General features: G+C 70.1%; 22 protein-coding genes. 18 read left to right on the top strand and 4 right to left on the bottom strand.

The window, feature by feature from the left end; translation table 11 throughout:
- Positions 1 to 60: 60 nt before the first annotated feature.
- Positions 61 to 612 (bottom strand): GNAT family N-acetyltransferase, encoded by a 552-nt coding sequence (locus ACFWEE_RS10535; RefSeq protein ID WP_386888183.1) that lies wholly within the window; start codon positions 610 to 612, stop codon positions 61 to 63.
- Between the two features lie 97 nt (positions 613 to 709).
- On the opposite strand from ACFWEE_RS10535, the gene ACFWEE_RS10530 reads away from it, so the two are divergent.
- From ACFWEE_RS10530 to ACFWEE_RS10520, 3 genes are all read left to right on the top strand, one after another.
- Positions 710 to 1,993: a geranylgeranyl reductase family protein gene (locus tag ACFWEE_RS10530; RefSeq protein ID WP_327176274.1), complete on the top strand. Its 1,284-nt coding sequence runs from the start codon at positions 710 to 712 to the stop codon at positions 1,991 to 1,993.
- Positions 1,994 to 2,178: 185 nt separating this feature from the next.
- A complete protein-coding gene (locus ACFWEE_RS10525; protein WP_386888180.1) occupies positions 2,179 to 2,778 on the top strand; it encodes a dihydrofolate reductase family protein in 600 nt (199 codons plus the stop codon).
- 89 nt (positions 2,779 to 2,867) lie between these two features.
- Positions 2,868 to 3,563, top strand: a complete 696-nt coding sequence (locus ACFWEE_RS10520) for an NUDIX domain-containing protein (protein ID WP_386888178.1) — start codon at positions 2,868 to 2,870, stop codon at positions 3,561 to 3,563.
- Positions 3,564 to 4,240: 677 nt separating this feature from the next.
- On the opposite strand, the gene ACFWEE_RS10515 is transcribed toward ACFWEE_RS10520, so the two are convergent.
- On the bottom strand, positions 4,241 to 4,441 hold the full coding sequence (locus tag ACFWEE_RS10515; protein WP_386888176.1) for a DUF397 domain-containing protein: 201 nt from the start codon (positions 4,439 to 4,441) through the stop codon (positions 4,241 to 4,243).
- Positions 4,442 to 4,452: 11 nt separating this feature from the next.
- A complete protein-coding gene (locus ACFWEE_RS10510; RefSeq protein ID WP_386888174.1) occupies positions 4,453 to 5,307 on the bottom strand; it encodes a helix-turn-helix domain-containing protein in 855 nt (284 codons plus the stop codon).
- 261 nt (positions 5,308 to 5,568) lie between these two features.
- Here ACFWEE_RS10510 and ACFWEE_RS10505 point away from each other — a divergent pair, with 261 nt between their 5' ends.
- From ACFWEE_RS10505 to ACFWEE_RS10495, 3 genes are all read left to right on the top strand, one after another.
- Complete coding sequence (locus tag ACFWEE_RS10505) at positions 5,569 to 6,033, top strand: ATP-binding protein (protein WP_386888172.1); 465 nt, start codon at positions 5,569 to 5,571, stop codon at positions 6,031 to 6,033.
- Positions 6,034 to 6,290: 257 nt separating this feature from the next.
- Positions 6,291 to 7,223, top strand: a complete 933-nt coding sequence (locus ACFWEE_RS10500) for an alpha/beta fold hydrolase (protein WP_386888170.1) — start codon at positions 6,291 to 6,293, stop codon at positions 7,221 to 7,223.
- A gap of 221 nt (positions 7,224 to 7,444) precedes the next feature.
- Entirely contained in the window at positions 7,445 to 8,659 is a 1,215-nt protein-coding gene (locus ACFWEE_RS10495; protein WP_386888168.1) for an esterase/lipase family protein, read from the top strand.
- A gap of 432 nt (positions 8,660 to 9,091) precedes the next feature.
- On the opposite strand, the gene ACFWEE_RS10490 is transcribed toward ACFWEE_RS10495, so the two are convergent.
- Positions 9,092 to 9,949, bottom strand: coding sequence for a C40 family peptidase (locus ACFWEE_RS10490; protein WP_386888166.1), 858 nt, complete (start codon positions 9,947 to 9,949; stop codon positions 9,092 to 9,094).
- A 1,070-nt stretch (positions 9,950 to 11,019) separates the two neighbouring features.
- Here ACFWEE_RS10490 and ACFWEE_RS10485 point away from each other — a divergent pair.
- From ACFWEE_RS10485 to nuoL, 12 genes are read left to right on the top strand one after another with little or no spacing between them, the layout of a single operon-like run.
- Positions 11,020 to 11,379, top strand: a complete 360-nt coding sequence (locus ACFWEE_RS10485) for an NADH-quinone oxidoreductase subunit A (protein ID WP_266705409.1) — start codon at positions 11,020 to 11,022, stop codon at positions 11,377 to 11,379.
- 15 nt (positions 11,380 to 11,394) lie between these two features.
- On the top strand, positions 11,395 to 11,949 hold the full coding sequence (locus ACFWEE_RS10480) for an NADH-quinone oxidoreductase subunit B family protein (protein ID WP_111337185.1): 555 nt from the start codon (positions 11,395 to 11,397) through the stop codon (positions 11,947 to 11,949).
- Positions 11,946 to 12,746 (top strand): NADH-quinone oxidoreductase subunit C, encoded by an 801-nt coding sequence (locus tag ACFWEE_RS10475; protein WP_386888163.1) that lies wholly within the window; start codon positions 11,946 to 11,948, stop codon positions 12,744 to 12,746. Before ACFWEE_RS10480 ends, ACFWEE_RS10475 begins: the two co-directional genes overlap by 4 nt.
- Positions 12,746 to 14,068: an NADH-quinone oxidoreductase subunit D gene (locus ACFWEE_RS10470; protein ID WP_386888161.1), complete on the top strand. Its 1,323-nt coding sequence runs from the start codon at positions 12,746 to 12,748 to the stop codon at positions 14,066 to 14,068. The genes ACFWEE_RS10475 and ACFWEE_RS10470 overlap by 1 nt, the downstream gene beginning before the upstream one ends.
- 29 nt (positions 14,069 to 14,097) lie before the next feature.
- Entirely contained in the window at positions 14,098 to 14,919 is an 822-nt protein-coding gene (nuoE, locus tag ACFWEE_RS10465) for an NADH-quinone oxidoreductase subunit NuoE (RefSeq protein ID WP_386888203.1), read from the top strand.
- Positions 14,919 to 16,292 carry an NADH-quinone oxidoreductase subunit NuoF gene (gene nuoF, locus ACFWEE_RS10460; protein WP_386888158.1) on the top strand — a complete coding sequence of 458 codons (1,374 nt, stop codon included), beginning with the start codon at positions 14,919 to 14,921 and terminating at the stop codon, positions 16,290 to 16,292. Before nuoE ends, nuoF begins: the two co-directional genes overlap by 1 nt.
- A complete protein-coding gene (locus ACFWEE_RS10455; RefSeq protein ID WP_386888156.1) occupies positions 16,289 to 18,793 on the top strand; it encodes an NADH-quinone oxidoreductase subunit G in 2,505 nt (834 codons plus the stop codon). Before nuoF ends, ACFWEE_RS10455 begins: the two co-directional genes overlap by 4 nt.
- Positions 18,790 to 20,193, top strand: coding sequence for an NADH-quinone oxidoreductase subunit NuoH (gene nuoH / locus ACFWEE_RS10450; protein ID WP_386888154.1), 1,404 nt, complete (start codon positions 18,790 to 18,792; stop codon positions 20,191 to 20,193). The genes ACFWEE_RS10455 and nuoH overlap by 4 nt, the downstream gene beginning before the upstream one ends.
- On the top strand, positions 20,186 to 20,890 hold the full coding sequence (nuoI, locus tag ACFWEE_RS10445; RefSeq protein WP_386888152.1) for an NADH-quinone oxidoreductase subunit NuoI: 705 nt from the start codon (positions 20,186 to 20,188) through the stop codon (positions 20,888 to 20,890). The genes nuoH and nuoI overlap by 8 nt, the downstream gene beginning before the upstream one ends.
- Positions 20,887 to 21,768 carry an NADH-quinone oxidoreductase subunit J gene (locus tag ACFWEE_RS10440; protein ID WP_386888150.1) on the top strand — a complete coding sequence of 294 codons (882 nt, stop codon included), beginning with the start codon at positions 20,887 to 20,889 and terminating at the stop codon, positions 21,766 to 21,768. Before nuoI ends, ACFWEE_RS10440 begins: the two co-directional genes overlap by 4 nt.
- Positions 21,765 to 22,064, top strand: coding sequence for an NADH-quinone oxidoreductase subunit NuoK (gene nuoK / locus ACFWEE_RS10435; RefSeq protein WP_266705390.1), 300 nt, complete (start codon positions 21,765 to 21,767; stop codon positions 22,062 to 22,064). Before ACFWEE_RS10440 ends, nuoK begins: the two co-directional genes overlap by 4 nt.
- Positions 22,065 to 22,075: 11 nt before the next feature.
- Entirely contained in the window at positions 22,076 to 23,971 is a 1,896-nt protein-coding gene (gene nuoL, locus ACFWEE_RS10430; RefSeq protein ID WP_386888148.1) for an NADH-quinone oxidoreductase subunit L, read from the top strand.
- The last annotated feature ends 2 nt before the right edge of the window (positions 23,972 to 23,973 follow it).

Here is a 23,973-nt window from a genome sequence, read left to right as displayed (position 1 = left end):
CCCGACGCCACCCGCCCCGCACACGCGGCGGGTGGCGTCGGGTGCGCGGGCAGTCTCCCCTCACGCCCCCTTCTGTTCCCCCGCCGCGTCCGCCAGTGCCAGCCGGTAGCAGAGCGCCGTACGCGGCACCCCGGTGGTGATCTCGTACGACTCGGCGTGGTGCATCCCGAGCCGCTCGGCCAGCGCGACCGAGCGGCGGTTGCGCGAGTCGATCATCGCCACGACCTCGGTGACGCCCGCCGCCCGTACGCGTTCCAGTGTGGTGCGGGCGGCGGCGGTCGCGTACCCGTGGCCCCAGGCGGCGCGGCCCAGCCGCCACCCGATCTCGATCGCTCCGACCGGCCCGAAGCCGGGGTGCGGCCACGGCTGCGCGCCGGTGAAGCCCAGCACCTCGCCGGCCTCGTCGGTCACCGTCCAGAAGCAGAAGCCGAGTTCGGCGTCGTGCCGGCGCTGGCGCGCGGTCAGCTCCTCGTACACCGAGAACTCCGCGCTCCGGCCGCCGTGGAACTCCATCACCTCCGGGTGGTCGAAGACCCGGTACCAGCTCAAGGCGTCCTCGTCGGTGGGGACCCGCAGGTGGACCGCCGGGTGGGAGGAAGGCGCGATCGTCATCGGGGAGCCCTTCGGTAAGTTGATCTGCCGGTCCCCATAGACTGCATGGGACCGGTGCCCCGCGGCACGCGATTTCGAGTCTTCGGGAGATCCGACCGTGACCGAGCCCCTCTCCGAACACAGCGCGGACGTGATCGTCGTCGGAGCGGGCCCAGCCGGCTCCACGACCGCGTACTACCTCGCCAAGGCCGGGCTCGACGTCCTGCTGCTGGAGAAGACGGCGTTCCCCCGGGAGAAGGTCTGCGGCGACGGTCTCACTCCCCGCGCGACCAAGCAGCTGGTCTCCATGGGCATCGACATCTCCGAAGAGGCCGGCTGGTCGCGGAACAAGGGCCTCCGCATCATCGGTGGAGGTGTCCGCCTCCAGCTCGACTGGCCCGACCTCGCCTCGTACCCGGACTACGGCCTCGTGCGCAAGCGCGACGACTTCGACGAGCAGCTCGCCCGGCAGGCGCAGAAGGCGGGCGCGCGGCTGTACGAGCGCGCCAACGTCGGCGCCCCGATCATCGACGAGCGCACCGGCCGCATCACCGGCGTCAACGCCAAGCTCGGCGAGGAGAAGACCCCGGTCACCTTCCACGCGCCGCTGGTCGTCGCCGCCGACGGCAACTCCACCCGGCTCTCCCTCGCCATGGGCCTGCACCGCCGCGAGGACCGCCCGATGGGCGTCGCGGTCCGTACGTACTTCACCTCGCCGCGCCACGACGACGACTACCTGGAGTCCTGGCTCGAACTCTGGGACCGGCGCGGCCCGCAGGACCGTCTGCTGCCCGGGTACGGCTGGATCTTCGGCATGGGCGACGGCACGTCCAACGTCGGCCTCGGCATCCTCAACTCCTCCTCCGCCTTCCGGGAGCTGGACTGGCGCGAGGTCCTCAAGGCCTGGTGCGCGTCGATGCCGGCCGACTGGGGCTACACCCCGGAGAACATGACGACGCCCATCCGCGGCGCCGCCCTCCCGATGGCCTTCAACCGCCAGCCGCACTACACCAAGGGCCTGCTGCTCGTCGGTGACGCGGGCGGCCTCGTCAACCCGTTCAACGGCGAAGGCATCGCGTACGCCATGGAGTCCGGCCAGATCGCCGCCGACGTCATCGTGCAGGCCACCGCCCGCGCGACCCCGGCCCAGCGCGAACTGGCCCTGCACAACTACCCGAAGATCCTCAAGGACACCTACGGCGGCTACTACACGCTGGGCCGCGCGTTCGTGAAGATCATCGGTAATCCGAAGATCATGAAGATCGCCACGCAGCGCGGCCTCACCCACCCGCTGCTGATGAAGTTCACCCTGAAGATGCTGGCGAACCTCACCGACCCGACCGGCGGCGACGCGATGGACCGCATCATCAACGGTCTGTCGAAGGTCGCGCCGAAGGCCTGAGGCGAAGAGCGGGACCGGGCGCGGGCGCGACCGGTCCCGCTCTTTTCCGGCTGTCCCCGCCCCGTTCGGGCCCGATCGCCGTACGCCCGGCGTGCCGCGATGAGTTCTCGTCACGCCGGCTGTCTTCCTTGCATACGTCCCGCGTGGACGCGGGAAGACCGGACGGAAGACCAGGGAGCGAGCCCGTGCGCATCGTCATCAGTGAGTTCATGAGCCTCGACGGCGTCGTGCAGGCGCCGGGCGGTCCGGAGGAGGACACGGACGGCGGGTTCGCGCACGGCGGTTGGTCGCACCCGTTCTTCGACCCGGAGATCGTGGGCGGGACCTTCGACGACGTGCTGGCCAAGGCGGACGCGCTGCTCTTCGGGCGCCGTACCTGGCAGACGATGGCCGGGGCGTGGCCGGACCGGGCGGGCGACCCGTTCGCCGACCGGATGAACACCATCGAGAAGTACGTGGTGTCGGGGACGCTCTCCGCGCAGGACCTGGTGTGGGCGAACACCACGCTCATCCCGGGCGGCGACGCGGTCGGCCGCATCCGCGCGCTGCGCGAGGCCGGAGGCGGCGACCTGGCGGTCATGGGCAGCCCCACCCTCGCGCGCACCCTGCTGAGCGAGGGCCTGGCCGACGAGCTGCGGCTGATGATCATGCCGGTGCTGCTCGGCGGCGGTAAGACGATCTTCCCGGCGGACGGCGGCCTGCGCGCCCTGGAGCTGGTGTCGACGGTCACCAGCGCCGCCGGGGTGAATGTGTGCACCTACCGCCCGGTCGCAGCGAATGCCTGATCGATTCGTACGAACACCTGGTCGGGCGTGGTGACCTCGGCCGGGTAATCTCTTGCGCCTCCTCCCGGCCGCCGCACACCATCGGGTCCATGAGAGCAGACGTGCGGTACGACGACGATGCCCTGGTCCTCGCGAGCGACCCGACCGAGGAGGGCGTCTACCACCTCCCCCGAACCGGCGAGACGATCGACGGGAGCCGCCGCCGGGCCCTCACCCTGGCCGAGGCGCTGCATGTGCCCATCCGGCCGGTCGGCACGGCGGAGGAGGTGCTTCGCGACTGGGCGGTCAGAGGCCCGAGCAGCGGACCGGTGCGGTGGAAGGACCCGACGACCTCCGTGCCCAAGCGTGTGCGGGCCGGGGCGATAGTGATCCGCGACGGGCAGATCCTCCTCATCCGGCAGTCCGACCGTCGCTACACCTGGTACGAGATCCCCGGCGGCGGGGTCGAGGCGGGGGAGACCCTGCACGAGGCGGTGGTGCGGGAGTTGCGGGAGGAGACCGCCCTCGGCGGGAGCGTGGCGGGGGAGGTGGCCCGGGTCTGGAAGGAGGGGACCCGGCAGCACTACTTCCTCGTGCACGCCGAGGGGGAGGTCGGTGCCGAGGACCAACTCGACAACTACGGAGGCCGGCCGGTGTGGAAACCGGTCGCCGACCTGCCCGGGACCGCGCTCTGGCCGCGGCGGCTGAGCTGGCGCATCGCCCACTGGCACGACACCGGGTGGCCTGCGGCGCCGATCGAACTGGCCGACAGTGTCAAGGACTTGGGGAAACCCTGTACGTGGTAGGCGCGGGGCACCGAGGTCCGTCGGCCGGACCGTGGCCGGGGGAGACTTCGCGCCCGGTGTGCGCGTCGCACCCCGCGTGCGACAGCTGTACGTACGTCAACGGGCGTACGTTCCACTCCAGGTGGCGGCCCCTGCGGAGCCTGAGCAGGAACCCGCAGGGCTCGCCCCGGTACAGCGCGCCGAGGGCGGGAATCCAGCCGCCGTGATCCGCCCACCGGCGTGCCCGGTCGGCCTCGTGCGGGGGGAGGCCGAGGAGATGGCTGGCGCGGAGCTGGCTGCGGATGACGCGGATCGCGTCGTGCGGGGTGGGCAGTACGCGGAGGTCCACGGGTTCGGGTACGAGGCCGGTCGCCGGCCCGTAGCGGAGTACCTCGAAACGTAACCCGGTCCGCCGGTGCGCCTCGGCGGGGGCTGGGGTCGTCCGGAGCGAGTTGGGCATGGTGGACCGTCCGATCGCGGTGTCGGGGCAAGGTGCCCGCGTCATGGTGGGCAGGGTGAGTCGGCTCGGAGCGCGGTCGAACGGTATGGACGAGCCCGGCCTCGGCGACTTGGGGTGACGTTAGCCTGACTCTCAGGTGAGGGGCAAGGGTGTACCGGAGCATCAATGTGGAAGTCATACGCGAGAGCCCCCAGCCGGGCGGCCGGGGGCTCTCGCGCGATGCTTGGGCAGATGCGCCCTACAGGGCGAAGTGGTCGAACTCGCCTGCCTTGACGCCCTTGATGAACGCGGCGAACTTCGCTGGGCTCGTCACGGTCACCGTGCTCGGATCGTCGCTCTCACGCATCAGGATCTGGCCGGCCAGTTCTGCGATTTCGACGCATTGCTCGCCACCGCCTCCAGAGAAGGACGACTTCTGCCACTCGATCTCAGCGTTCATGCTCCGGATTCTCACATGTCCCGGGCGATGTGGTGAATGAAGCTGCGCGACTCATCCGGCGGCAGGCTCACGTGCTGGGCGAAGTCGAGCTGCATCCGGTATCTGCGCAGGTCTGCCGCTGCGTCGAGATGGATTCCACCGAACGGAGCGTCGATGTGGACGGTGTCCAGTTCTGGCACGACGCCGCCGACGTAAAGCACCGTCTGGGTGACCTCCACGAACTGCTCGCTGGCGAAGGGGATCACTCGTACGGTCACGGCACTCCGCTCGGTGGCCTTCAGCAGGTGCTCCAGCTGTTCGCGGGCCACCGTACGGCCGCCCACGCGCATGCGGAGGCTGGCCTCGTGGACGATGGCCTCGAACTCCGGAGGACTCTCTCGATCGAGGACGGCCTGTCGGCGGATTCGGTGCTCGACGCGTGCGTCCACTTCGTCGGCGGGGAGCTTCGGCAGGACTCCGTCGAACAGGGCGCGGGCGTACGCCGGAGTTTGCAGGATGCCCGGCAGGGTGACGGATTGGAGGCAGCGCATGTAGTGGGCGTGGTGCTCAAGTTCCGCGATGTTCAGGAAGCCGGGTGCGAGGACGCCGCGGTACTCGTCCCACCAGAACTGGCCCCGGTGTTCACGCGATACTGCGCAGAGTGCGTCGATCAAGGCGTTGTCGTCGCAGCCGTAGAAGCTTGCGAGGCGCCGGATGCGTTCCTCGCCGACACCGCTGCGACCGGCCTCGATGTGGCTGATGCGGGCTTGGTCCGTGGAGATGAGCCCTGCGGCATCGCGAGCGGTCTTTCCCGCTTGCTCGCGCAGCTTCCTCAACTCCGCGCCCAGGCGCGCCTGACGTGCGGTCGGGTTGTCCCTCGGTGGCATGTCACCTTCCCCTGTTCTGGCCACAGTCTTGCGCGGTGAAGGTGCGATGGTCCACTCGACCGCGTGAACGTTGAGGGGCAACCTTGCTCCGGGGCTGGTTTGGGCCCTAGGGTCCTGCGCAAGCGCCAGATGAGCACCTTCGATGGTCGAAATGCACCCGCATCCGCGTCGAAGGGCCGCATACATGCTGCGGCCCGAGGTCGTGACCTCGGAGTCAGGGCGTGCGTACTGGAGACTGGCTCACGCAGGGAGATCCTCGCAATGACCGTCGTAGCAACTCCGCCTCCGCCCGCCCCGCCGCTGGGCGCCTTGCCCCGACGCGGTGACCGTTACCGCGTGGTGGCGCCCAACAACGCCCACGCCCCCAAGCTGGTGCGGGACTTCGTGGCCACACTCCTGCGGCTGACCGGGCATCCCGGTCTGGTTGACGACGCCCGGTTGTGCGTGAGCGAGGTGGTGGGCAACGTGTACTGCCACACGAGGTCCAGGCTGATCCGCGTGGACGTGGCGATCGCTCCGCACCAGGTCCGGGTCCACGTGACCGACGACCAGCCGGACCCGCTGCCGCTTTCCGCCCCGGGGCCCGGAGCGGAGAGCGGCCGGGGACTGCTCATCGTGGACCGGGTGGCCGTGCGTTGGGGGGCCACGGTGCAGGGGCGGGGGACGCGGCAGACGAAGACGGTCTGGTTCGTGTTGACGGCGCCTGTACCGGAGCCCGGCCTGTAGCTGTAGCTGTAGCTGTAGCTGTAGCTGTAGCCGTAGCCCATGCCGTGGCCGACGTACTGGATCGGAGGACGGCGTCGAGCGGGCCGCTGGTCGTCGGCGGCCCGTCCGAACAGGCCGTTCCTGGGGATATCCCCACCCCGCTCGCTGGCCCCAGCGGCACCGCCGACCGGCGTGCCAACCGGATGTCCCCGGGGCGGGCACCGCCGGAGGATGGATGGCATCCGATGGCAATCCGGACCAGGCACCGAGGACCACCCATGTCGCGTACACGCCCGCCCCGTCGACGTACCCGCCGCGCACTGTCGGCCGTCGCGCTGCTGGCGGTGACCGCCGGGATCGTCACGGCCTGCGGCGAGGAGGACTCCGCGGCCCCGAAGGCGAGCCCGAAGGCGGTGGCGCCCGCATCCTCGGGGGCGGGACAGGCGGACGGGTCGAAGCTGCGCATGATCGACAGCGGCGGCCACCGCGTCGCGTTCCACATCACCGCCGGACACGGCCCCGTCATCGTCCTCGACTCGGGAGGCGGCGAGGACTCCTCGTACTGGAAGGAGATGGTCCCGCGTCTCCACGCGGACACCGGTGCCACGGTCATCACGTACGACCGGGCCGGCCTCGGCCGGAGTGAGGCGGTGCCCGGTCCGTGGGACGTGGAAGGCGCCGTCGGCGACCTGAAGACGGGGCTCACCGAGTTGGGGGTCACCAAGGGCGTGATCCTGGTGTCCCACTCGCAGGCCGGTGAGGTCGCGACGTACTTCACGAAGGAGAACCCGGAGGTGGCCTCCGGCTCCGTGCTCGTGGACGCCAACCTGCCCCCGTTCTTCACGGACGAGGAGATCGCGCGGCTCGTCGCCGCGAGCCGTCCGGAGGTGGACGCCGCGAAGAAGGACCCCACCACGCCCGCGAACCGCCAACTGATCGCTACCGCAGAGAACTTCACTACGGCACACCAGGCCTACAACAAGGTGTCCTGGCCGGAAAGTGTCCCCGCGGACGTCATCGTCTCGGAGAAGACCCCCTTCGACGGATCGCCCGAGGACGCCCAGCGCTGGCGCGCCGCCGCCGCGTCGTTCGTGCGGCAGGCGCCCAACCGGACACTCGTCACCGCGACCGGCAGTTCGCACGACGTACCCAAGGACCGGCCCGACTTCGTGGTGGAGCGGATCGAGCAGATGGTGTCGGCGCAGGGCTGACCCCGTCGTGGCAGCGCGGGTACGACACCGGGGCGCGGACGCGTGGGGTCAGTAAACCTGCACATCCCACTTCCCCTATAGGGATGAACCGGGACGGATCCTCTCGCCCGGGAGTTCTGGGCCTGATCATGATGAGCCCTGTCTCGGTGACGTCCCTCAGTTTCCGTGCCCGCCGTTCCGGTGGGCCGCTGGGGCGTGCGCGCAGACGGAGGAGCATCACAGTGTCCGGTCAGCAGGCTGAGCAAGGTGTCGGCGAGTTCGCGGTCGGCGGGGCGGCCCACGCGGAGTCGCCGATCACGGTCCCGGCGCCCCGGCCCGACGAGGAGTGGGAACTCCCGAACGGCTTCGCCCATGTCTTCTACGGCGAGAACAACGACGGCATCCGGAAGCCGGTCCTCCTGGCCGACGGGTTCAACCTCGGCCCGTCCGACCTGGAGAGGCTCTTCCTCGGTCTGGACGGCGGCGAGTACGCCCTCCTCACGGAGATCCGCCGGTCCGGCCGGGACGTCGTCCTCATCGGTTACGACGAGCGCAGCGCCTCGATCCTCGACAACGCGAAGGTCGTCACCGCCGCGATCCAGCGCACCATCGCGGAGCGGGAGGGGAACGCTCCGCTGACCGTGGGCGGCTTCTGCATGGGCGGGATCATCACCCGCTACGTTCTCGCCAAGCTGGAGGGCCAGGGCATCGACCACCAGACGGCCCTGTACTTCTCCTACGACAGCCCGCACCGGGGCGCCGTCATCCCCATCGGGCTCCAGGCCTTCTCCTCCTTCGTCCCGGCGGACACCAGGTTCGCCCAGCAGATGGACAGCCCGGCCGCACGCGAGCTGCTCTGGCGCCACTACGACCGGGAGACCGAGAGCGTCGAAGTCGCCCCCGAGCGCGAGAAGTTCCTCACCGAGCTGCGCTCGGTCGGGTTCTGGCCGCAGATCCCCCGCCTGATCGCGGTGGCCAACGGCCGTGGCGACGGCCAGGGACCGGCCATCAACCCGGGCCAGGTCGCGCTCGCCAGCGTCGGCCGGATGATCTACCCCGGCACGACCTTCTACACCCAGGCCGAAGGCCACGAGGCCGTCGTCGCCGAACTGAAGCGGCTCTTCCCGGCGGCCGAGAAGACCATCACCACCAGCGGCTTCCCGGAGCTCGACGGTGCGCCCGGCGGCACGCTCGACGCGTACGGCATCCTCGGCGCGATGCTGGAGAAGTCCGGTGCCGAGATCGAACTCAACCACCCCGACATCTGCTTCGTCCCGACCGTGAGCGCCGTCGCCATCCGCGACGTCGACCAGCCTGACGACCTCTACGCGAACGTCGACGGGCTGCCGCCGGAGGAGAGCGACCTCGACGAGTTCCTCTGCTCGTCCGAGACCACCGGGCACACCCGGATCACCGAGCAGCTCGGCGGCTGGCTCCTGGAGCGCCTGCCCGAGTAGTTCCCCGCCCGGGGCCCCTCACTGGCCCGCCCCGGGCCCACTGGCCACCGCCCACCCCGACCGGCAGCCGAGCGGAGGGGCGGGCGAGTGGGGCAGCAGGATTCCGCCGGGGGAGCACCCGACGGCTCCCGCCTTGCCGCAGCATCCGCCGACCCGACCCGACCCGACCCGACCCGACCCGACCCGACCCCGCCCGGCCCGAAGCCCAGCACGGGTACACGTACGCACCGCACCACGCCCCCACACGCGCCGAGGGCCGCCCCTCCCGAGCGGGGAGGGGCGGCCCTCGGCCGTGCTCTACGGGGAACCGTGAGCTTGTGAATCAGTGAACGCACTCGGTGCGACCGGTCCGTGAAGGTGATCGCCCAGAGCTGTCCGGGAGCGCACCAAGAGACTGTGTGCGCACCGGATCCAGGTGTCCCGGGATCAGGATCAGAGCACCCGCACCGCGCCCGTCGGCGGGTCGTAGCTCAGGTCGCGCTGGACCGTGCCGGTGCTGGAGTTCTGCGCGCCGACGAACTGGCCGCCGCCCACGTAGATCGCCACGTGGTACGCGCTGCCCGCGCCGCCCCAGTAGAGGATGTCGCCGGGCTGGAGGTTGTCCAGCGAGACCTGCGTACCGGCCACCGACTGGTCCTGGGAGACGCGCGGCAGGCTGACGCCGACCGAGGCGTACGCGGCCTGGACCAGGCCCGAGCAGTCCCACGAGTTCGGGCCGGTGCCGCCGGAGACGTACGCGTCGCCGACCTGCGCCTTGGCGAAGGCGACCACCGCGGCGGCGGAGCCGGAGACGCTCGACGAGGACGAGGACGAGGAGGTGGCGGCGGTGGTCGTCGCGGTGGTGGACGAGCCGGAGGAGGCGCTGAGCGTGGTGCGCGCGGCGCTGCGGGAGGCGCGCGCCTCGGCCTCCGCCTTGGCCTCGGCTTCCGCCTTGGCCTTCGCGGCTGCTTCGGCCTTCTTCTTGGCCTCGGCCTTGCGGACGGCCTCGGCCTTCGCCTTGGCCGCCGTCTTCGCGGCGCTCTCGGCCGCGGCGTCCTCGGACGCACGCGTCTGGAGGTCGAAAGCGACCTGCTGCGTGGCCTGTACGGAGGCGTCGAGGGCGGTGGAGAGCCCGACGGTGATGGTGGGCATCTCGATGGTCTGGGTCACCGGCTCGGCCTGCGCGGGGCCGGCAGCGCCTGCGACCGCGATGGTGCTGAGCACGCCACCGGCAACTCCGGCCCGCAGCGTCGTCTTGGACGCTCGCTGACGGGGCTTCCGGTGGCTGGGTATCTGAGCGGTGTGGGACATGAGTACTAGCGCTATCAGGGCTGTAAGGCTCCCATCAAGAAACGTGTGTTGCGCCACAGTTACGTCCGGAATATGAGAATCCGCTTGCGTGGAACCTTTATTGACCCCGTAACGGGCAAATTGGACATGCGTCCATAACGCTGTGATCACGGGGTTTTGGCAATACGCCCGAATTGCCCGTCGCTTACCATCTGTTCACGCCGGTGGCCAAGCCCGCTTGATTCGGGGCGGGTTCGACGTGACGCAGGTCACTGTGTGTGCCACCTGTGAAGGGCAACCGCGCGCGCGGGGCCCGCGTCCACCGCGCGCGGGGTCCCAGGCCCACCGCCCGCGCGGCGGGCGCGCTCCGGCTAGGGCTCCCGCGCGTTCCTCCCGCGCTCCTCCCGCACCTATCTCGGGGGCCCCGAGTGGGCACCGGCCCCGCCCTCGCTTCCGAAGCTCTCCGCGCACCCCCCGGAGGGCGCCCCGGCGCTCGTGCCCCCGTTCACACACTCACCCGCCGACCGGCTCCGACCGGCTCCGACCCGCTCCCGAACGGCTCGCGACGAGCTCGCGAACGGCTCCAGGCCGGCTACCGATCGGTTCCGGCCGGCTCCCGCCTCCCGGGCCACCCTGCCCCGGCGCTTCTCCGCGCCCCGTACGCCCGGAAGTTCGTGCTTGCGGGGCGATGTCCACATCGTTCCGCGCAATCCCTCGTCCGGGTGGCACCGAATCCGGTGCATCCCTATATCACCCGTGCCTGTCCATCGCCAATTTGCGCACGACGGCCATCCGTTGATAGTGCGCCACCGTGCTGACCAGCGGTAACACCTTCGAATGTCACCAGTCGTGATCACTTGGCCGCTTCTCGTGTGAACATCTCCGCTCATCCGACTTCATGATCGTTCGTCAGGTGGCAGAGATCACAAAGGCGTTGGTGTACCCCGTGTCGCAGATCACAGGACGGCGGGCATAGTATGCGGGGCAGTCGGGCTTGTGAACTGCCTCACATGTGCACGATCTTGGTGAGGCGGGGAGCCGGCCGCCCGATGCGGTCCAACGGTCAAGGACGACTGGAAGGAGCGAGGAGCGTGAATGCCTACGCGCCCATCCTCGTGCTCGGCGCCCTCGGGGCAGGGTTTGCGATCTTCTCCGTGGTCATGGCCACGCTTATCGGCCCCAAGCGCTACAACCGGGCAAAGCTCGAAGCGTACGAGTGCGGTATCGAACCCACTCCGACTCCCGCCGGAGGCGGTCGCTTCCCCATCAAGTACTACCTGACGGCGATGCTCTTCATCGTCTTCGACATCGAGATCGTCTTCCTCTATCCCTGGGCCGTCACCTTCGACGCCCTGGGGATGTTCGGGCTCGTGGAGATGCTGCTCTTCGTGCTCACCGTCTTCGTCGCCTACGCGTACGTGTGGCGGCGCGGCGGCCTGGAATGGGACTGAGGGGCTGAGGGGCACATGGGACTCGAAGAGAAACTGCCAAGTGGCTTCGTACTGACCACTGTCGAGCAGGCCGCCGGATGGGTACGGAAGTCTTCGGTCTTCCCCGCCACCTTCGGTCTCGCCTGCTGCGCCATCGAGATGATGACGACCGGAGCCGGGCGGTACGACCTCGCCCGCTTCGGGATGGAGGTCTTCCGGGGGTCGCCGCGCCAGGCGGACCTGATGATCGTCGCCGGACGGGTCAGCCAGAAGATGGCGCCCGTGCTGCGGCAGGTCTACGACCAGATGCCAAATCCCAAGTGGGTCATTTCCATGGGGGTTTGTGCTTCATCGGGCGGTATGTTCAACAATTACGCGATTGTTCAGGGTGTTGACCACATTGTCCCCGTCGACATCTATTTGCCGGGGTGCCCGCCGCGTCCCGAGATGCTGATGGACGCCATCCTCAAACTCCACCAGAAGATCCAGGGCTCCAAGCTCGGGGTCAACGCGGAGGAAGCCGCCCGCGAGGCGGAGGAGGCGGCCCTCAAGGCGCTCCCCCTGATCGAGATGAAGGGGCTCCTCCGGTGAGCGACAACCCCAGCGGCGGCAACGGCGCCGCCGCCCACGGCCAGAACGGCGCGAACGGCCAGAACGGCGCGAACGGCCGGAGCGCCCACGCCAACGGCACCAACGGCACCGCCCTCCCCACCCCCCGGGGCGACGGAGGCGAGGTCATCCGCGTACGGAAGGGGATGTTCGGCGCCAACAACGGCGGCGACACCTCCGGTTACGGCGGGCTCGTCCGGACGGTACGGCTGCCGCACGCGAGCCCCCGCCCGTACGGCGGCTGGTTCGACGAGGTGGCCGACGAGCTCGAAGGCGCCCTGGACGAGCAGGGACTCGTACCCGAGAACGCCATCGAGCGGACCGTGGTCGACCGCGGCGAGCTGACCTTCCACATCGCGCGCGAGCACCTGGTGACCGTCGCCCGCACCCTGCGCGACGACCCGGCGCTCCGCTTCGAGCTCTGCACCGGCGTCAGCGGGGTCCACTTCCTCGGCGACCAGGGCCGCGAGCTGCACGCCGTGTACCACCTGCGGTCCCTCACCCACGGCCGGCTGATCCGGCTGGAGGTGTCCGCGCCCGACAGCGACCCGCACGTTCCCTCGCTGGTCGCGGTCTACCCGACCAACGACTGGCACGAGCGCGAGGCGTACGACTTCTTCGGGCTCGTCTTCGACGGGCACCCCGCGCTCACCCGGATCATGATGCCGGACGACTGGCAGGGCTTCCCGCAGCGCAAGGACTACCCGCTCGGCGGCATCGCCGTCGAGTACAAGGGCGCCCAGATCCCGGCTCCGGACCAGCGGAGGTCGTACTCCTGATGACCACTTCCCACGCAACGCCCCGCGACACGACCGAGGGGACTGTATATACAGTCACCGGCGGCGACTGGGACGAGGTCGTCGAGGCGGCCGGCAAGTCCGACGACGAACGCATCATCGTCAACATGGGGCCCCAGCACCCGTCCACGCACGGCGTGCTGCGGCTGATCCTGGAGATCGACGGCGAGACCGTCACCGAGGCCCGCTGCGGCATCGGCTACCTCCACACCGGCATCGAGAAGAACCTCGAATTCCGGAACTGGACCCAGGGCACCACGTTCGTCACGCGCATGGACTACCTGACGCCGTTCTTCAACGAGACGGCGTACTGCCTCGCGGTCGAGAAGCTCCTCGGCATCGAGGACCAGATCCCCGACCGCGCCAGCGTGATCCGCGTCCTGCTGATGGAGCTGAACCGGATCTCCTCGCACCTCGTGTGCATCGCCACCGGCGGCATGGAGCTCGGCTCCACCACGATCATGATCTACGGGTTCCGCGACCGCGAGCTGATCCTCGACCTCTTCGAGCTGATCACCGGGCTCCGGATGAACCACGCATTCGTCCGCCCCGGCGGCCTCGCCCAGGACCTGCCGCCCGGCGCGATCGACCAGATCCGCTCCTTCGTCACCACCATGAAGCGGAACCTGCCGGAGTACGACAAGCTCGCCACCGGCAACCCGATCTTCAAGGCCCGCATGGAGGACGTCGGCTACCTCGACCTCACCGGCTGCGTCGCGCTCGGCGCCACCGGCCCGGTCCTGCGGTCCGCCGGCCTCCCGCACGACCTGCGCAAGACCGACCCGTACTGCGGCTACGAGACGTACGACTTCGACGTGCCGACCGCCGACACCTGCGACTCCTACGGGCGCTTCCTCATCCGCCTGGAAGAGATGCGCCAGTCGCTCCGGATCGTCGAGCAGTGCCTGGACCGGCTGGCACCCGGCCCGGTCATGGTCGCCGACAAGAAGATCGCCTGGCCCGCGCAGCTCGCGCTCGGACCGGACGGACTCGGCAACTCGCTCGAACACATCAAGAAGATCATGGGCACCTCCATGGAGGCCCTGATCCACCACTTCAAGCTGGTGACCGAGGGATTCCGGGTCCCCGCCGGACAGGCGTACGTCGCCGTCGAATCGCCCAAGGGCGAACTCGGCGTGCACGTCGTCTCCGACGGCGGCACCCGCCCCTACCGGGTCCACTTCCGCGACCCGTCCTTCACCAACCTCCAGGCCATGGCGGCGATGTGCGAGGGCGGCCAGGTCGCCGACGTCATCGTCGCCGTCGCGTCCATCGACCCCGTGATGGGAGGCGTCGACCGGTGACCGCAGCGAATCAAGAGGTCAGTCTGGGGATGCCGCAGCTCCCCGCCCCCGCCTACCCCGACGACGTACGGGCCCGGCTCGAGACGGACGCGCGGGAGGTGATCGCCCGCTACCCCGACAGCCGCTCCGCGCTGCTGCCGCTGCTCCACCTCGTCCAGTCCGAGGAGGGGTACGTCTCCCGTACGGGCATGGCCCTCTGCGCCGAACTCCTCGGGCTCACCACGGCGGAGGTCACGGCGGTCGCGACCTTCTACACGATGTACCGGCGCAAGCCGAGCGGCGACTACCAGGTCGGCGTCTGCACCAACACCCTCTGCGCGGTCATGGGCGGCGACGCCATCTTCGACCGGCTCAAGACGCACCTGGGTGTCGGCAACGACGAGACCACCGACGACGGCAAGGTCACCCTCGAACACATCGAGTGCAACGCGGCCTGCGACTACGCGCCCGTCGTGATGGTGAACTGGGAGTTCTTCGACAACCAGACCCCCGAGAGCGCGACGAAGCTCGTCGACGACCTCATCGCCGGGCGGACCGTCGAACCCACCCGGGGTGCCCCGATCTGCTCGTACAAGGAGACCGCCCGCATCCTCGCCGGGTTCCCCGACGAGCGCCCCGGCGCGGTCGCCGCGAGCGGCGGCGCGGGACCCGCCTCCCTGGTCGGGCTCCGCCTCGCCAAGGGCGAAACCGCCCCGGGACACCGGGTCGTCTCCCAGCGCCGGGACGTCCCCGTGGACCAGCCGCACGACCCCTCGCCCACCGAGCACCTCAGCTCGCACGACGCACCGCAGCAGACCGCGGCCTCCGACCCGGACAACCCGGCCGGGCCCGCAGCCGAGGAGGGGGAGTGATGACCTTGGCCGCCGAGATCGACAGGAACGGGACCAGCCCCGAGAAGCTCCTCGCCCCGGTCCTCTCCGCCCACTGGGACGAAGCGGAACCCTGGACGCTGGAGAGCTACCGCCGCCACGACGGGTACGAGGGCCTGCGCAAGGCCCTCGCCATGACGCCCGACGACCTCATCGCGTACGTCAAGGACTCCGGTCTGCGCGGACGCGGCGGCGCCGGCTTCCCGACCGGGATGAAGTGGCAGTTCATCCCGCAGGGCGACGGCAAGCCGCACTACCTCGTCGTCAACGCCGACGAGTCCGAGCCCGGCACCTGCAAGGACATCCCGCTCCTCTTCGCCAACCCGCACAGCCTCATCGAGGGCATCGTGATCGCCTGCTACGCGATCCGCTCCTCGCACGCCTTCATCTACCTGCGCGGCGAGGTCGTGCCCGTCCTGCGGCGGCTGCACGAAGCCGTCCGCGAGGCGTACGCGGCCGGCTACCTCGGCAAGGACGCCCTCGGCCCCGGACTCGACCTCGAACTGACCGTGCACGCGGGCGCTGGGGCGTACATCTGCGGCGAGGAGACCGCGCTCCTCGACTCCCTCGAAGGACGGCGCGGCCAGCCCCGGCTGCGGCCCCCCTTCCCCGCGGTCGCCGGTCTGTACGCCTGCCCCACCGTGGTGAACAACGTGGAGTCCATCGCCTCGGTTCCCGCGATCCTCCAGCGCGGCAAGGACTGGTTCAAGTCGATGGGCAGCGAGAAGTCCCCGGGCTTCACGCTCTACTCGCTCAGCGGCCACGTCACCAGCCCCGGCCAGTACGAGGCCCCGCTCGGCATCACGCTCCGCCAGCTCCTCGACATGAGCGGCGGCATCCGCGCCGGGCACCGCCTCAAGTTCTGGACCCCCGGCGGCTCGTCCACCCCGATGTTCACCGACGAACACCTCGACGTCCCCCTCGACTACGAGGGCGTCGGCGCCGCCGGCTCCATGCTCGGCACCAAGGCGCTCCAGTGCTTCGACGAGACCACCTGCGTGGTGCGGGCCGTCACCCGGTGGACCGAGTTCTACGCCCACGAGTCCTGCGGCAAGTGCACACCCTGCCGCGAAGGCACCTACTGGCTCGTCCAGTTGCTCCGCGACATCGAAGCCGGCAAGGGCCGCCCCGGCGACCTCGACAAGCTGGGCGACATCGCCGACAACATCAACGGCAAGTCCTTCTGCGCGCTGGGCGACGGTGCCGCCTCGCCGATCTTCTCCTCGCTGAAGTACTTCCGCGAGGAGTACGAGCAGCACATCACCGGCAAGGGCTGCCCCTTCGACCCCGCGAAGTCGACCCTCTGGGCCGACGACAAAGACACCGACGACGCTCACCGGGGGGTGAACGCATGACAGTCACCACCAGTGCGCCCTCCGGGGGCGGACAGGCGGCCGTACCGCCGGAAGACCTCGTCACGCTGACCATCGACGGCATCGAGACCAGCGTCCCCAAGGGGACCCTCGTCATCCGCGCCGCCGAGGAACTCGGCATCGAGATCCCCCGGTTCTGCGACCACCCGCTGCTCGACCCCGCCGGGGCCTGCCGCCAGTGCATCGTCGAGGTGGAGGGCCAGCGCAAGCCGATGGCCTCCTGCACCATCACCTGCACCGACGGCATGGTCGTCAAGTCGCAGCTCACCTCGCCCGTCGCCGAGAAGGCCCAGAAGGGTGTGATGGAGCTGCTGCTCATCAACCACCCGCTGGACTGCCCGGTCTGCGACAAGGGCGGCGAGTGCCCGCTGCAGAACCAGTCGCTCTCGCACGGCACCGCCGAATCCCGCTTCGAAGGGCGCAAGCGGACGTTCGAGAAGCCCGTCCCGATCTCCACCCAGGTGCTGCTCGACCGCGAACGCTGCGTGCTCTGCGCCCGCTGCACCCGGTTCTCCAACCAGGTGGCCGGCGACCCCATGATCGAGCTGCTGGAACGCGGCGCGCTCCAGCAGGTCGGCACCGGCGAGGGCGACCCCTTCGAGTCGTACTTCTCCGGCAACACCATCCAGATCTGCCCGGTCGGAGCGCTCACCTCGGCGGCGTACCGCTTCCGTTCGCGCCCCTTCGACCTGGTCTCCTCGCCCTCGGTCTGCGAGCACTGCGCGGGCGGCTGCGCCACCCGCACCGACCACCGGCGCGGCAAGGTCATGCGCCGCCTCGCGGCCAACGACCCCGAGGTCAACGAAGAGTGGCTGTGCGACAAGGGACGCTTCGGCTTCCGGTACGCCCAGCAGCGCGACCGGCTCACCACCCCGCTGGTCCGCAACGCCGACGGCGACCTCGAACCGGCGTCCTGGCCGGAGGCGCTGGCCGCCGCCGCGGCGGGACTCGGCGCGGCACGCGGCCGGGCCGGGGTGCTGACCGGAGGCCGGCTCACCGTCGAGGACGCCTACGCGTACAGCAAGTTCGCGCGGGTCGCCCTGGACACCAACGACATCGACTTCCGGGCCCGGGTCCACAGCGGCGAGGAGGCCGACTTCCTGGCCGCCCGCGTCGCCGGACGCGGGCGCGACCTGGACGGCGAGGGCGTCACCTACACCTCGCTGGAGAAGGCGTCGGCGGTCCTGCTCGCCGGATTCGAGTCCGAGGAGGAGGCGCCCGGCGTCTTCCTCCGGCTCCGCAAGGCCCACCGCAAGCAGGGCCAGCGGACCTGGGCGCTCGCCTCGCACGCCACCCGCGGGCTGGAGAAGGCGGGCGGCACCCTGCTGCCGGCCGCCCCCGGCACCGAGACCGAGTGGCTGGACGCGCTCGCCGGAGGCGTCGGGCTCGACGAGGCCGGAGCGGCGGCGGCCGAAGCGCTGCGCGGCGGGAACTCCGTCATCGTCGTCGGCGAACGGCTCGCCGGGGTCCCCGGCGCGCTGACCGCCGTCCTGCGCACCGCCACCGCCACCGGCGCCGCCCTGGTGTGGATTCCGCGCCGGGCCGGAGAGCGCGGGGCGCTGGAAGCGGGGGCCCTGCCGACCCTGCTGCCCGGTGGCCGCCCGGCCACCGACCCGCGCGCACGCCAGGAGGTCGCCGCCCTCTGGGGCCTCACCGACCTGCCCGCCCGCCACGGGCGCGACACCGGCCAGATCCTCGGCGCCGCCGCCACCGGCGAACTCGGCGCGCTGCTCGTCGCGGGCGTCGAACCCCGCGACCTGCCGGACCCGGCCGCGGCCCTCGCCGCGCTGGACCAGGTCGGCTTCCTCGTGTCGCTGGAGCTGCGGCCCAGCGAGGTCACCGACCGCGCCGACGTGGTGCTGCCGGTCGCCGCCGTCGTCGAGAAGTCCGGCACCTTCCTCAACTGGGAAGGCCGCGCCCGGATGTTCGAGGCGGCGCTGAAGCCCGAGCAGATGACCCGCACCCTCGCGCCGACCGACGGCCGGGTGCTGCACATGCTGGCCGACGCCCTCGGTGTCGGGCTCCAGCTGCCCGACCTCGCCGCCGCCCGCCGCGAACTCGACCGGCTCGGCGGCTGGACCGGCGCGCACGCGAGCGTCCCGAGGGAGATCGGACGCCCGCTGCCCCGGCCCGGCGACGGCGAGGCGATCCTCGCCGGCCACCGCATGCTGCTCGACCTCGGCCGGCTCCAGGAGGGCGACGAGGCGCTGGCCGGCACCCGGCACGCCGCCGTCGCCCGGCTCTCGGCGCACACCGCGGCCGAGACCGGGGTGAAGGACGGCGACCTGCTCGCCGTCTCCGGACCGACCGGAAGCGTCGAACTCCCGCTGCGGATCACCGAGATGCCGGACCGGGTGGTCTGGGTACCGCTGAACTCCACCGGACGCGGCGTCCCCGCGCAGACCGGCGCCCGCCCCGGCGGCCTGGTCCGCATCGGCGCCGCCACCACCGCCCCCGCCCACTCACCGGAGGTGCGAGCGTGAACGGCCTCGCTCACCTGGCCACGGCGCCCGGCAGTGCCCCGCTGGCCGCCGAGGACCTCTCGATGTTCGGCACCGACCCCTGGTGGCTGGTGGTCGTCAAGGCGGTCTTCTGCTTCGCGTTCCTGATGGTGACGGTGCTCTTCGCGATCGTCTGGGAGCGCAAGGTCGTCGCCTGGATGCAGCTGCGCATCGGACCCAACCGCAACGGCCCCTGGGGGCTGCTCCAGTCCCTCGCCGACGGCGTCAAGCTGATGCTGAAGGAAGACCTGATCGTCAAGCGTGCCGACCGGGTCGTCTACATCCTCGCGCCGATCGTCGCGGCCATCCCGGCGTTCATGGCGATCGCCGTGATCCCGTTCGGCCCGTCCGGCAACGAGGTGTCGGTCTTCGGCCACCGTACGACGATGCAGCTCACCGACCTGCCGATCGCGATGCTCTACATCCTCGCGGTCGCCTCGGTCGGCATCTACGGCATCGTCCTCGCCGGCTGGTCCTCCGGCTCGACCTACCCGCTCCTCGGCGGGCTCCGGTCCTGCGCCCAGATGATCAGCTACGAGATCGCGATGGGCGCCGCGTTCGCCTCGGTCTTCCTCTACTCCGGGTCGATGTCCACCTCGAAGATCGTGGAGGCGCAGGCCGACCGCTGGTTCATCGTCCTGCTGCCGGTCTCGTTCATCATCTACATCGTCACCATGGTCGGCGAGACCAACCGCGCCCCGTTCGACATGCCGGAGTCCGAGGGCGACCTCGTCGGCGGCTTCAACACCGAGTACTCCTCCATCAAGTTCGCGATGTTCATGCTCGCCGAGTACGTGAACATGGTGACGGTCTCCGCGGTCTCCGCGACCCTCTTCCTGGGCGGCTGGCGTGCCCCGTACCCGATCAGCACCTTCTGGGAGGGCGCGAACCACGGCTGGTGGCCGATGCTCTGGTTCGTCGTCAAGGTCCAGCTGCTCCTCTTCTTCTTCATCTGGCTCCGCGGCTCGCTGCCCCGCGTCCGCTACGACCAGCTGATGAAGCTCGGCTGGAAGGTCCTCATCCCGGTCTCCGTGGTCTGGCTGATGATGGTCGCCACCGTCCGCGCCCTGAACAACGAGGGGTACGACTTCTCGAGGATCGTGCTCTACGTCGCGGGGGCAGTGATCGCCGTGCTGCTGATCTCCTTCCTCGCCGACTCCTTCCGCGAGCGCAAGGGCCGCGAGGACGAGGCGAAGGCGGGCCCGCCGCCCGAGTTCGACCCGATGGCGGGCGGATTCCCCGTGCCGCCGCTGCCCGGACAGACCCTGCCGCCCGTGCCCCGGCGCACCCCGCGCCGCGAACGGGAGCTCGTTGTCAGTGGTGGACCCGATACTCAGAGTGACGGAAACGTGAGTGACGGAAAGGAGGCCGACCGTGTCTGAGGCACCAGACCCCTCGGGGTCGTCGAGCGACAAGTTCCAGAACCCCGTGGCCGGCTTCGGCGTGACCTTCAAGGCCATGTTCAAGAAGCGGCTCACCGAGCAGTACCCGGAGACGCCGAAGGTGACGGCGCCGCGCTTCCACGGCCGTCACCAGCTCAACCGCCACCCGGACGGCCTGGAGAAGTGCATCGGCTGCGAGCTGTGCGCCTGGGCCTGTCCGGCCGACGCCATCTACGTCGAGGGCGCGGACAACACCGACGAGGAGCGGTACTCCCCGGGCGAACGGTACGGCCGCGTCTACCAGATCAACTACGCGCGCTGCATTCTCTGCGGTCTCTGCATCGAGGCGTGCCCCACCCGGGCGCTCACGATGACCAACGAGTTCGAGCTCGCCAACACCACCCGCGCCAGCCTCATCTACACCAAGGACGAGCTGCTCGCGGGACTGGAGGAGGGCATGGTCGACAGCCCGCACGCGATCTTCCCCGGCATGGACGAACAGGACTACTACCGGGGCCTGGTGACCGAGGCCGCCCCCGGCACCGAACGCCAGAGGGCGGTGACCAAGGGCGAGAAGCCCGAGTCCGACGAGGACGCCGCGGTGCCGGCCTCCGCCGCCGCTTCGGCCGCGTCCCACGAGCACGGACACGGATCCCCCACGCACGGTTCCCACGGGCAGAGGGAGGCGGGCGCATGACCGCGCTGGCCGCAGCGGCCTCCACCACCTCGACCGGCGAGGCCGTCCAGTTCTGGATCCTCGGTACGGTCGCCCTGCTCGGCGCCCTCTTCACCGTCCTGATGAAGCGGGCCGTGCACAGCGCGCTCTCGCTCGCCGGGACCATGATCGTGCTGGCGGTGTTCTACCTCGCCAACGGCGCGTACTTCCTCGGCATCGTGCAGGTCGTCGTCTACACCGGCGCGATCATGATGCTCTTCCTCTTCGTCGTGATGCTCGTCGGCGTCACCGCCGCGGACTCGCTGAAGGAAACCCTCAAGGGCCAGCGCTGGCTGGCCGCCGGATGCGGTCTCGGCTTCGGGGTGCTGCTCGTCGCCGGCATCGGGAATGCCTCCCTGAACAGCTTCAACGGCCTCGGCACAGCCAACGCCGTGCACGGGGGGAACGTCGAGGGACTCGCCAACCTCATCTTCACCAAGTACGTCTTCGCGTTCGAGATCACCGGCGCCCTCCTCATCACCGCGACGGTCGGGGCGATGGTGCTCACCCACAAGGAACGCACCGAACGCGCCCAGACCCAGAGGGAGATGTCCGAGGCCCGGGTCCGCTCGAACCACCTGCCGCCGCTGCCCGCCCCCGGCGTCTACGCCCGGCACAACGCCGTGGACATCGCCGGTCTGCTGCCCGACGGCACCCCGTCCGAGCTGACCGTGATGCGCACCCTGCGCGACCGCGGACAGATCCGCGACGTCTCCGAGGAGGCGCTCGCCGACCTGAAGGCGCTGGAACAGCGGTCCGGTGAGCGGCTCGGACGCTCCACCGCCCTCTCCGCCCGAGGCGCGGGAGCGCCCTCCGGACAGCGGGGCGACCACGCCGGGAACGGGGAGGACACCCAGTGAATCCCGTCAACTACCTCTACCTGGCAGCTCTGCTGTTCACCATCGGCGCCTGCGGGGTGCTGATCCGGCGGAACGCGATCGTGGTGTTCATGTGCGTGGAGCTGATGCTCAACGCCTGCAACCTCGCCTTCGTCACCTTCTCCCGCATGCACGGCAACCTCGACGGCCAGATCATCGCGTTCTTCACGATGGTCGTCGCCGCCGCGGAAGTCGTCGTCGGGCTGGCGATCATCGTGTCGCTGTTCCGCTCCCGCCATTCGGCCTCGGTCGACGACGCCAGCCTGATGAAGCTGTGAGGGGCTGAATCGTGGAGAACCTGATCGCGCTGCTCATCGCGGCGCCCCTGCTCGGAGCGGCCGTCCTGCTGTGCGGGGGCCGCCGGCTCGACCGGGCCGGACACTGGCTCGGCACCCTGCTCGCCGCCGTGTCGTTCGTCCTGGCCGTGGTGCTCTTCGCCGACATGCTCGGCAAGGGCGCCGAAGAACGCCTGCTGCACCAGAAGCTGTTCAGCTGGATCCCCGTCGAGGGCTTCCAGGCCGACGTCGCCTTCCAGCTCGACCAGCTGTCGATGACGTTCGTCCTGCTGATCACCAGTGTGGGCACCCTGATCCACATCTACTCGATCGGCTACATGGAGCACGACGAACGCCGTCGCCGCTTCTTCGGCTACCTCAACCTCTTCGTCGCGGCGATGCTCATCCTGGTCCTCGCCGACAACTACCTGCTGCTGTACGTCGGATGGGAGGGCGTCGGCCTCGCCTCGTACCTCCTCATCGGGTTCTGGCAGCACAAGCCCAGCGCGGCCACCGCCGCCAAGAAGGCCTTCCTGGTCAACCGGGTCGGCGACATGGGCCTCTCCATCGCGATCATGCTGATGTTCACCACCTTCGGCACCTTCGCCTTCGGGCCGGTGCTCGGAGCGACCGGCGACACCGGCGAGGGCAAGCTCACCGCGATCGGCCTGATGCTGCTGCTCGCCGCCTGCGGCAAGTCCGCGCAGGTGCCGCTCCAGTCCTGGCTCGGCGACGCGATGGAGGGCCCGACCCCGGTCTCCGCCCTCATCCACGCCGCGACCATGGTCACCGCCGGGGTGTACCTCGTCGTCCGCTCCGGCGCGATCTTCAACGCCGCCCCGGACGCGCAGCTCGTCGTCGCGATCGTCGGAGCGGTCACGCTCCTGTTCGGTGCGATCGTCGGTTGCGCCAAGGACGACATCAAGAAGGCGCTGGCCGGCTCGACGATGTCGCAGATCGGCTACATGGTGCTCGCCGCGGGACTCGGCCCGATCGGGTACGTCTTCGCGATCATGCACCTGGTGACGCACGGCTTCTTCAAGGCCGGGCTCTTCCTCGGCGCCGGTTCGGTCATGCACGGCATGAACGACGAGGTCGACATGAGGAAGTTCGGCGGCCTGCGGAAGTACATGCCGGTCACCTTCGTCACCTTCGGCCTCGGCTACCTCGCCATCATCGGCTTCCCCGGCCTCTCCGGCTTCTTCTCCAAGGACAAGATCATCGAGGCGGCCTTCGCCAAGGGCGGCACCGAGGGCTGGATCCTCGGCTCCGTCGCCCTGCTGGGCGCCGCGATCACCGCGTTCTACATGACGCGCGTGATGCTGATGACCTTCTTCGGCGAGAAGCGCTGGCAGCCCGACGCCGAGGGCCACGAGCCGCACCCGCACGAGTCCCCGAAGTCGATGACGATCCCCATGATCGTGCTCGCCTTCGGCTCGGTCTTCGCGGGCGGCTTCTTCTCCAACGGCGACCGGTTCCTGCACTGGCTGGAGCCCGTCACCGGCCACGACCACGGGGACTCCCCGGTCGGCGCGACCACCGTCACCGGCGCCACCATGGTGGTGCTCGTCATCGGCGTCGCGATCGCCTGGGCGATGTACGGCCGCAGGCCGGTGCCCGCCCTCGCCCCGCGCGGCTCGCTGCTCACCCGGGCCGCCCGCCGCGACCTCCTCCAGGACGACTTCAACCACGTCGTCCTGGTCCGGGGCGGCGAGCACCTCACCCGCTCCCTGGTCTACGTCGACCACTCCCTGGTCGACGGCGTCGTCAACGGCACGGCCGCCACGGTCGGCGGGCTCTCCGGCCGGCTGCGCAAACTGCAGAACGGCTACGCCCGCTCCTACGCGGTCTCGATGTTCGGCGGTACGGCGGTCCTCATCGCCGCGACCCTGCTGATGAGGGCGGTCTGATC

The organism is Streptomyces sp. NPDC060184 (assembly GCF_042728795.1).
Classification (GTDB): Bacteria; Actinomycetota; Actinomycetes; order Streptomycetales; family Streptomycetaceae; genus Streptomyces.
The sequence above is the reverse complement of the archived record's forward strand: the minus strand, read 5'-3'. Positions and strand labels throughout refer to the sequence as shown.

What these genes read in the sequence shown, in the direction of transcription:
- ACFWEE_RS10480 (WP_111337185.1), top strand. Translation starts at nt 11,395, where the DNA reads ATGGGACTCGAAGAGAAACTGCCAAGTGGCTTCGTACTGACCACTGTC.
- ACFWEE_RS10470 (WP_386888161.1), top strand. Translation starts at nt 12,746, where the DNA reads ATGACCACTTCCCACGCAACGCCCCGCGACACGACCGAGGGGACTGTA.
- ACFWEE_RS10500 (WP_386888170.1), top strand. Translation starts at nt 6,291, where the DNA reads ATGTCGCGTACACGCCCGCCCCGTCGACGTACCCGCCGCGCACTGTCG.
- ACFWEE_RS10535 (WP_386888183.1), bottom strand. Translation starts at nt 612, where the DNA reads ATGACGATCGCGCCTTCCTCCCACCCGGCGGTCCACCTGCGGGTCCCC.
- nuoE (WP_386888203.1), top strand. Translation starts at nt 14,098, where the DNA reads ATGCCGCAGCTCCCCGCCCCCGCCTACCCCGACGACGTACGGGCCCGG.
- ACFWEE_RS10510 (WP_386888174.1), bottom strand. Translation starts at nt 5,307, where the DNA reads ATGCCACCGAGGGACAACCCGACCGCACGTCAGGCGCGCCTGGGCGCG.
- ACFWEE_RS10520 (WP_386888178.1), top strand. Translation starts at nt 2,868, where the DNA reads ATGAGAGCAGACGTGCGGTACGACGACGATGCCCTGGTCCTCGCGAGC.
- nuoF (WP_386888158.1), top strand. Translation starts at nt 14,919, where the DNA reads ATGACCTTGGCCGCCGAGATCGACAGGAACGGGACCAGCCCCGAGAAG.
- ACFWEE_RS10505 (WP_386888172.1), top strand. Translation starts at nt 5,569, where the DNA reads ATGACCGTCGTAGCAACTCCGCCTCCGCCCGCCCCGCCGCTGGGCGCC.
- ACFWEE_RS10490 (WP_386888166.1), bottom strand. Translation starts at nt 9,949, where the DNA reads ATGTCCCACACCGCTCAGATACCCAGCCACCGGAAGCCCCGTCAGCGA.
- ACFWEE_RS10455 (WP_386888156.1), top strand. Translation starts at nt 16,289, where the DNA reads ATGACAGTCACCACCAGTGCGCCCTCCGGGGGCGGACAGGCGGCCGTA.
- ACFWEE_RS10440 (WP_386888150.1), top strand. Translation starts at nt 20,887, where the DNA reads ATGACCGCGCTGGCCGCAGCGGCCTCCACCACCTCGACCGGCGAGGCC.
- ACFWEE_RS10515 (WP_386888176.1), bottom strand. Translation starts at nt 4,441, where the DNA reads ATGAACGCTGAGATCGAGTGGCAGAAGTCGTCCTTCTCTGGAGGCGGT.